The sequence below is a fragment of the Terriglobia bacterium genome (assembly GCA_020073205.1).
Taxonomy (GTDB): Bacteria; Acidobacteriota; Polarisedimenticolia; order Polarisedimenticolales; family JAIQFR01; genus JAIQFR01.
Window position 1 is genome coordinate 23,431 of sequence record JAIQFR010000049.1, and the last position, 7,114, is coordinate 30,544.

Annotated in this window: 8 protein-coding genes; 2 read left to right on the forward strand and 6 right to left on the reverse strand. The window is 72.6% G+C overall.

What is annotated here, in order from left to right:
- Window positions 1–7: 7 nt before the first annotated feature.
- Complete coding sequence (locus LAO51_11655; GenBank protein ID MBZ5639392.1) at window positions 8–1,315, reverse strand: replication-associated recombination protein A; 1,308 nt, start codon at window positions 1,313–1,315, stop codon at window positions 8–10.
- Window positions 1,316–1,459: 144 nt separating this feature from the next.
- Between LAO51_11655 and LAO51_11660 the strand changes: the two genes are divergently transcribed.
- The gene (locus tag LAO51_11660; protein ID MBZ5639393.1) at window positions 1,460–1,720 is read left to right on the forward strand and encodes a hypothetical protein; all 261 of its coding nucleotides are present in this window, start codon (window positions 1,460–1,462) and stop codon (window positions 1,718–1,720) included.
- A gap of 19 nt (window positions 1,721–1,739) precedes the next feature.
- Here LAO51_11660 and LAO51_11665 read toward each other — a convergent pair whose 3' ends face one another.
- Together LAO51_11665 and LAO51_11670 are read right to left on the reverse strand one after the other, a co-directional pair.
- Window positions 1,740–2,237: a carboxypeptidase-like regulatory domain-containing protein gene (locus LAO51_11665; protein MBZ5639394.1), complete on the reverse strand. Its 498-nt coding sequence runs from the start codon at window positions 2,235–2,237 to the stop codon at window positions 1,740–1,742.
- 218 nt (window positions 2,238–2,455) lie between these two features.
- Window positions 2,456–3,067 carry a hypothetical protein gene (locus tag LAO51_11670; GenBank protein ID MBZ5639395.1) on the reverse strand — a complete coding sequence of 204 codons (612 nt, stop codon included), beginning with the start codon at window positions 3,065–3,067 and terminating at the stop codon, window positions 2,456–2,458.
- A 190-nt stretch (window positions 3,068–3,257) separates the two neighbouring features.
- On the opposite strand from LAO51_11670, the gene LAO51_11675 reads away from it, so the two are divergent.
- On the forward strand, window positions 3,258–3,488 hold the full coding sequence (locus LAO51_11675) for a hypothetical protein (GenBank protein MBZ5639396.1): 231 nt from the start codon (window positions 3,258–3,260) through the stop codon (window positions 3,486–3,488).
- A 12-nt stretch (window positions 3,489–3,500) separates the two neighbouring features.
- Here LAO51_11675 and LAO51_11680 read toward each other — a convergent pair whose 3' ends face one another.
- The 3 genes from LAO51_11680 to LAO51_11690 all read right to left on the reverse strand — a co-directional run.
- Window positions 3,501–4,205 carry a glycosyltransferase family 2 protein gene (locus LAO51_11680; protein ID MBZ5639397.1) on the reverse strand — a complete coding sequence of 235 codons (705 nt, stop codon included), beginning with the start codon at window positions 4,203–4,205 and terminating at the stop codon, window positions 3,501–3,503.
- A 66-nt stretch (window positions 4,206–4,271) separates the two neighbouring features.
- Window positions 4,272–6,869: an O-antigen ligase family protein gene (locus LAO51_11685; GenBank protein MBZ5639398.1), complete on the reverse strand. Its 2,598-nt coding sequence runs from the start codon at window positions 6,867–6,869 to the stop codon at window positions 4,272–4,274.
- A 12-nt stretch (window positions 6,870–6,881) separates the two neighbouring features.
- Window positions 6,882–7,114: hypothetical protein (locus tag LAO51_11690; protein MBZ5639399.1), on the reverse strand; the 233-nt coding region annotated here is incomplete at its 5' end.

The following is a 7,114-nucleotide window of genomic DNA, read 5'->3' on the forward strand; positions in this document are numbered from 1 at the left end:
GGCGGACCTAGCGTCGCGGGGGAGGCTCCTTCGTGTCGCCGGCCGCCGCCTTCGCGGCCCGTGCTTTCCGCCAAGCTTCAAGCCGCTCGACGAGGGTCTGCTCGAGACCCCTCCCGGTCGGCCGGTAGAACCGGCGCCCGGCGAGGCTGTCGGGCAGGCACTCCATTCCGGTCACCCCGTCCTCGGCGTCGTGGGCGTAGAGGTAGCCGCGGCCGTATCCCTCGGCCTTCATGAGCCGCGTGGGAGCGTTCCTGAGGTGGAGCGGAACCGGATCCGTGGCCCCCCCGCGAATCGACTCGAGGACCTCTCCCCATGCCGCGTAGAGCGCGTTCGACTTCGGCGCCATCGCGCAGTACACCGCGGCCTGCGCCAGGGCGAGGTCGGCCTCGGGGCGGCCGACGAAATGGACCGCGTCCTTGGCGGCCAGCGCGAGGGTGAGGGCCCGCGGGTCGGCGAGTCCCACGTCCTCGCTGGCGAACCGCACGATTCGGCGCGCGACGTACAACGGGTCCTCGCCCGACTCCAGCATCCGGGCGAGCCAGTAGAGCGAGGCGTCGGGGTCCGAGTTGCGAATCGACTTGTGGAGCGCGCTGATCTGATTGAAGTGCTCCTCGCCCGCGCGGTCGTAGTAGAGGGCGCTCTTCTGCAGCGCGTCGCGGAGGAGAACCGCGTCCACGCTCCGCGTGCCGTCGGCCCCCTCGGGCGCCGAGGCGACCGCGAGGTCGAGCACGTTGAGCGCGGCTCGGGCGTCCCCCTGGCTCTCCGCCGCGAGCGCGACGATCAGCTCCTCCGGGAGGTCCGCGCGGAGCGAGCCCAACCCGCGCTCCCGGTCGGCGAGCGCCCGCCGGATCACCGCCGCCAGGTGATCCCGCTCGAGGCGCTCGAGGCGGTAGACCCGCGACCGGGAGAGGAGCGCTGCGTTCACCTCGAACGAGGGATTCTCCGTCGTCGCCCCGATGAGGACGATCGTTCCCTCCTCGACGTACGGCAGGAACGCGTCCTGCTGCGACTTGTTGAACCGGTGGATCTCGTCGATGAAGAGGATCGTCCGGCGCCCGGTGGCCCGGCGCAGCGCGGCGGCCTTCTCCATCACGTCCCGGACTTCCTTGATCCCGGCGAGGACCGCGGAAAACGGCGCGAAGGCCGCGCGGGTCCGCCGGGCGATGATCCGGGCCAGGGTGGTCTTGCCGGATCCGGGAGGTCCCCAGAGGATGATCGACCTCAGGTCGTCGCGCTCGATGGCCGCGCGGAGCGCCGTTCCCGGTCCGACGACCCGGTCCTGGCCGACCAGCTCGTCGAAATCCCGCGGCCGCATGCGGTCCGCGAGCGGCGCCACCCCTTCGCGCGGCTCGTCGCCTTGCTCGAAAAGCCCCACCCCCGCATTCTACCGGGAACGGGAATCGGGAACCACGATGCGGTATATTCTCCGGCCCAGCTCGCGAAGGTCCGGGAGGGCTCCATGGCGAGGATGAACGCGATGCTCAAGCCCGGCGAGAAGGCGTCGGAGGCCGGGATCTTCTACTGCTACGTCTGCTCGCTGCGAGGGGAGACCTCGACCTGCGACATGCGGGAGGGGCAGATGTTCCTCGCCTGCCCGCGCTGTCTCGAGCGAAAGGTGGCGGAGTGGGACCTCGCCTGGAAGCCCGACCGCAACCGTCCCGCGAATCGTGGGCGCCGCATCCCGCGGCTCTGGCCCGGCGCGCTGGGGAAGCCGGTCTGACGTGCCCGCGGCCGCGCGACTACAGCGGGCTCGCGGGGGTTTCCTCTTTGGTGATCGCGTCGGCCACGATGAGGGCCCCGACGGCGATCCCGCCCACGATCGCCCACTTGAGCCAGCCGGAGATCTTGTCGCGACGCGGAGCCTCGCCGCCCCCGCCGGCCCCGGCCTTGAGCGCGAGAGCGAGAGGCTTGTTCGACCCGGAGTCGAGGGTCAGGGAGCTGGCCGCCAGGAACGCCCCCTCGGACGCGCGCGCGACCACGGCGTACGTCCCGGCGGGGGCGGCGTCGATCCGGAAGTAGCCGCGGGCGTCCGCGGGAGCGGAGTCGAAGGTCTTCCGGCCGCTCTCGTCCACGAGGGTCACCACGACACCGGGGCGGGGGCTCACCCCGTCGGCGTCCAGGACTCGCCCGCGAAACACGGCGTTCGAGCCGGCCAGGGCCGGAAGGTCCGCGACCAGTAGCGCGATGGCCACGACGAGAACGCTCGACATCGCACGCCGGAACAAGCTGGGTGACATCACAGATCCTCCCTCGCCGATCGGACTCCCGGGCGTGGTGGCTGAACCGCCGACCTCGTCCCGAACCCCGTACCTTTACCCCGAGCCCCGTCGCACGTCGAGCCCTCGTGGGCTTTGGAGCGGCCTTCCCGCTGCACGATCCCCGCAGCGGGTCGTGGACGAAAGAGCATTTTCCGATGCGCAACGCGGCGCGTCAAGGGGCGCCAGGGTTCCCGGTGCTAGGGCGTCGAGGGGCTCGCGGTCGCGCTGGTTCCGCCGCCCGAAACGGCGAAGAGGAGGGCGGCGGACGCGCCCGCGATCACCGCGATCCCCTTGGGGCCCTTCCAGAACTCCTGGCCGGCCGCCTTCAGCCGCACCTCCGCGATGCCCTGGGACGCGGTGTGGGTGCCGGGGATCTCCCTGGGGTTCTTGCCGTTCCACCAGGCGAGGTCGCGCTCCGCGTACCTCGTCAGGGTGTACGACAGGGCCACGGTTCCGCCGGGCGGCACGTTCACGACCTGGTTGCCTACGAACGTGCCGTCCTTCGTCTCGATGTAGATATCCACGTAGCCGAACGGGATGCCCGCGAGCTCGCACTCGCCCTTCGCCCCTGTGGGGAGGGACGAGTAGACCTTTCCGCCGTCGAGATGGTACCCGCGGACGATCGCTCCGGCGATCGGGGTCTTCCCGTCGCTCCCGAGCACCTTGGCCTTGAGCCGCCCGCTTCCGACCGGCGATTGGGCCGCCGGCGCGGAGGCGCCCTCCGCGGCCACGGCGGGAGCCGGCGCGGCCAGCACGGCAACGAGCGCGGCGACGATCGCATTTCCCCATCGAGTCGAGAGCGGAACCACTTGACGTGACCTCCCCCGGTCCGTATTAAACACTCACGCACCGAAAGGAGCCGGTGGGCGGCCCCGATGAGGCGCGTACAGGTGCCAAGTGCTTTCCATGGAGACCGAGCCCGAGGAAGACTCGATCCCGCAGACCGCGGAGTATAGCGCGCCCGAACCTCGACGGCGATCCCGGGAGAGCCACCGAAGGGTGGCGCCGTCGCACCGGCGATTGAGACGGTTGTATTTCGCCATAGCTGCCATCTGGGGATTCCTGAGCGGTGCCGTGGGCGTCGGCGCGGCTCTCGCCGTCCGGGGACGGCCGGTCGGGATCGAGGATCCCCTCGTGCTCCTGGCGCTTCTTCCCGCGATCGCGCTGGCGGTGGCCGGTGGGGTGGTCATCGCCGCGGCCTATCGCGCCGCCCGACGCCGCGTCGGGTAGGGAGGGACCTTCTCACGGCCGCATCAGGCCGTACTTGAGAATGCACCAGAGGGCGCGGAATCCGTCCTTCCAGCTGATCTTCTTCCCTTCCTTGTACGTCCGGCCGGCGTACGAGATCCCGACCTCGTAGATCCGGGCGTCGAGCCGCGCGACCTTCGCGGTCACCTCGGGCTCGAATCCGAACCGGTCCTCCTCCAGGCGGATCCGGCGCAGGACGTCCGCGCGGAACAGCTTGTAGCAGGTCTCCATGTCGGTCAGGTTCAGGTTGGTGAGCGCGTTCGAGAAGAGCGTGAGCGCGCGATTCCCGACGGAGTGCCAGAAGAACAGCACGCGATGCGCGTCGCCCCCCATGAACCTCGAGCCGTACACGACGTCGGCCTTGCCCTCGAGGATCGGGGCCAGCAGCTTCGGGTACTCGCACGGGTCGTACTCGAGATCCGCGTCCTGGACGACGACGAGGTCGCCGAGGGACTCCTCGAACCCGCGCCGGAGCGCGGCCCCCTTGCCGCGATTCGCCTCCTGCCGGAATGCGCGGACGCGGGGCTCGGCCCGGAAGTCGGCCAAACGGGCCGCCGTCGCGTCGGTGCTCGCGTCGTCCACCACGATCACTTCCCGCTCGACGCCGGCGGGCAGCGGCGCGGCGAGCACCGCGTCGAGGATCGTCGCGATCGTGCTCTCTTCGTTGTAGACAGGGATCACGATGGACAGAAGCGGCACGATGTCCCCCGGCGCGCATTATAGGGCGGATGGGACGCGCTCCCGCAGCCCGGCTTCGCGAACGACCTACGGCCCCGCCAGCTCTTCCGCGCGCCGCCGGGCCTCCGCGTGAGCGGGGTCGAGGTCGAGGACGGAGCGCCACGCGCGCAGGGCGTCCGCCGGCCGCCCGACCCGGTCCTCCAGCCGGGCGAGGCGGGTCAAGATCTCGCTCCGAATCCAGCGATTCCCGTCCGACGGGACGATCCCGTAGAGCCCTCGCTCCCACTGCGCGCGCGCTCTCTCGGCATCGCCCGCCGTCTCGAGCGAGATTCCCGCCTGGAGCCTTATCCAAGGGTCGTCCGGAGCGAGGCGCGAGGCCTCGCTCGCGTCGCCGACGGCGCCGGCGAGATCGCCTTCCGCTGCGCGAAGCCGGCTGCGGCACGCGAAGAGCGCCGCCCCCGCCGCTTCGCGGGGGAGATCGGCCGAGGAAGGCAGGAGCCGCCGCATCTCCTCCCAGCGCTGGCCGGCGAGGGCGCGGAGCGCCGCGGACGTCCTGAGGGGGACGTGGCGCGGCCAGAGCACGATCGCGCGATCGAGCCTGGCATCGGCCTCCGGGGCCCGGCCCAGGGCCCGCAAGCGCTCGATCCAAGCGGCCCACGCGTCCGGATCGTCGGGCAAGGCCTTCACCAGCACCGAGGGACTCACGAACGGCTCGAGGTCCGCCTGGAGCGCGGCCGCGGATCGGGGGTCGTAGCCGAACATCGACCGCAGGAGCTCCACGGCCCGACCGGCCTCGCCGCAACGCGCGAGCACCCGTACGGCGGTCTCGACCACGGGGACCGACACCTTCGAGATCTCGGCGGCCCTGGCGGCGTGGAACGCGGCGGCCCGGCGCTCCTCGGGCGAGGCGGCCAGCTCCAGGAGCAGGCCGGCGTAAGCTCCCCGCGCGGCAGCGTCGAGGGGCCGCCGGCCGATCTCTTCCCTGAGGGTCGTCAGCGCCGCGCGGACCGCCGGCGCCGCGGGGCCCGAGTCGATCGCGGCAGTCACCGCCTCGCGGGCGATTCCCGCCGCGTCGAGCGGCACCCGCGCTGCGCGGTCGGAGAGCGCGGTCGCCGCGATCGCCGCGAGGAGCGCGAGCGAACCCAGGAAGATCGCCCGCGAGCGGCCGGCGCGCGCCGCCGCGGCGCCGGCCGAGGAGGGCGGCGCGACCAAGGTCAGGCGCGGCGTCCCATCCGGGGGGATCGCCTTTCCCTCGTTCCGGGAGCGCGGATCGGCTGCGGACCCAGCGCAGCCCATCAGCGCGCCGGCCAGGATCGCGGCGGTCGCCGCGTTGGAGGGGACGTGGAAGTTGAAATCCACGAGGGAGTGGAGAAGGAACGCCAGGAGGCCCGCCGCGAGCCCGGCCGCGAGCGGCCCGGATCGGCCGAGGAGCCCCCTCCCGACGAGCGCCAGTATCGGAGCGAGCAGCAGGCCGAGAAGCAAGATCCCGGGCAATCCGCCCTCGGAGAGGAACTCCAGCGGGTCGTTGTGCGCGTGGGTGAAGAGCAACCGGACGTCGGGGGACCTGTGGAGCGGATACGCCGCGGCGAAGGCGCCGAATCCCGTGCCGGCCGCCGGAAACGCCGCCGAGAGGGCCACGGTGTCGAGCCAGACCCTCCCACGGCTCCCCGCGCCGGTGAACTCCAGGGGGACCCGTCCGTAGCTCGCCGCCAGGCGCTCCGCGCCGATCTCGAGGAGCGGCACCGCCGCCAGCACCAGGACCACCAGGGCGGCGGCGAGCCGCGTCTTGAGGCCGCGGCGGCCGGTCGCTGCGAACGTCACCACGACCGCCAGCGCGCCGAGGGCGATCCCGGCCCGTGAGAACGAGAGCAGGAGTCCTGCGAGACCCACGACCGCGAGGAGGCCGAGGAGGAGCACGCGGCTCCCCTCGCCGCCCAGGATCCGCGCGACCCCGCGGTCCCTCGCTCCGAGGCGCCTGAAGCGCGCGAGGACGAGCGCGAGCCCGCCGGGGAGCGCCGCGGCCAGGAGCCCCGCGTAGTGGTTCTTGTTGACGAAGGTGCCCGAGGCGAGCCAGGCGCCCGCTCCCGGCCGGGCCGCCGACCCTTCCGCGACCACGAGGGTCCCGATGAGCCCCTGGAGCGCGGCGGAGATCAGGAGCGCGAAAGCGATGCCCGAGGCTCCGCGCTCCGCCGCCACCGTCGCCGCCACGAGGAGGAGGATCGCGAGCGCGGCCCCGGTCTTGAGCGCGGACGCGGTCGCCGGCGGGTCCACGGACAGCGCGGTCGGGCGGTCGAGCCGCGCGGGATCGCCGCCGAGGAGCGCTCGCTCGCCGCGCAGCGCGTCCGCGGGAGGGAGCGAGTCAAGGCGGATCGCCGCGGCGCGCGGCGAGATCGCTCCCACGATCCCGGCCCCGAGCGGAAGCACCTGGATCGTTCCGAGCAAGAGGAGGCCCGCGATCCCGGCTCGAGCCGGCCGCGGTGGGAGGCTCGTCGGTCGGACCGAGGCGCGGGCGAGCCACAGGAGCCCGAGGGCGAAGGCGCCGATCTCGAGCGCCGACAGGGCCGGCTCCCTCACCGATCCCCGCGGCAGGGGCGAGAGGACGATCAGCGCGGCGAGGCCGATCTCGAGGAGCCGGGCGAGCAGGTCCGACCGAGCGGCGCCCGAGGATCCGGATTCCTCCCTCATGGGAGATCCCGCTCAGGCGCCCCGGGACCCGCCGGTGCGCTCCTCTCGGCCTCCGTCGTCCGGGCTCGACTCCGGGCGCCCGTACCGGCCCGGGTAGTGGTAACGGTAATGGGCGTAGCCGTGCATCTCGGCGTCGAGATCGTTGAGCGACCGGCTCGGACTGTACGGGGCGTTGCGTGCTGCCGGGACCGTGACCAGTGAGGAGTTGGCGCGCACAACCGGGCTCAACGAGCGCTGGGTGCGCG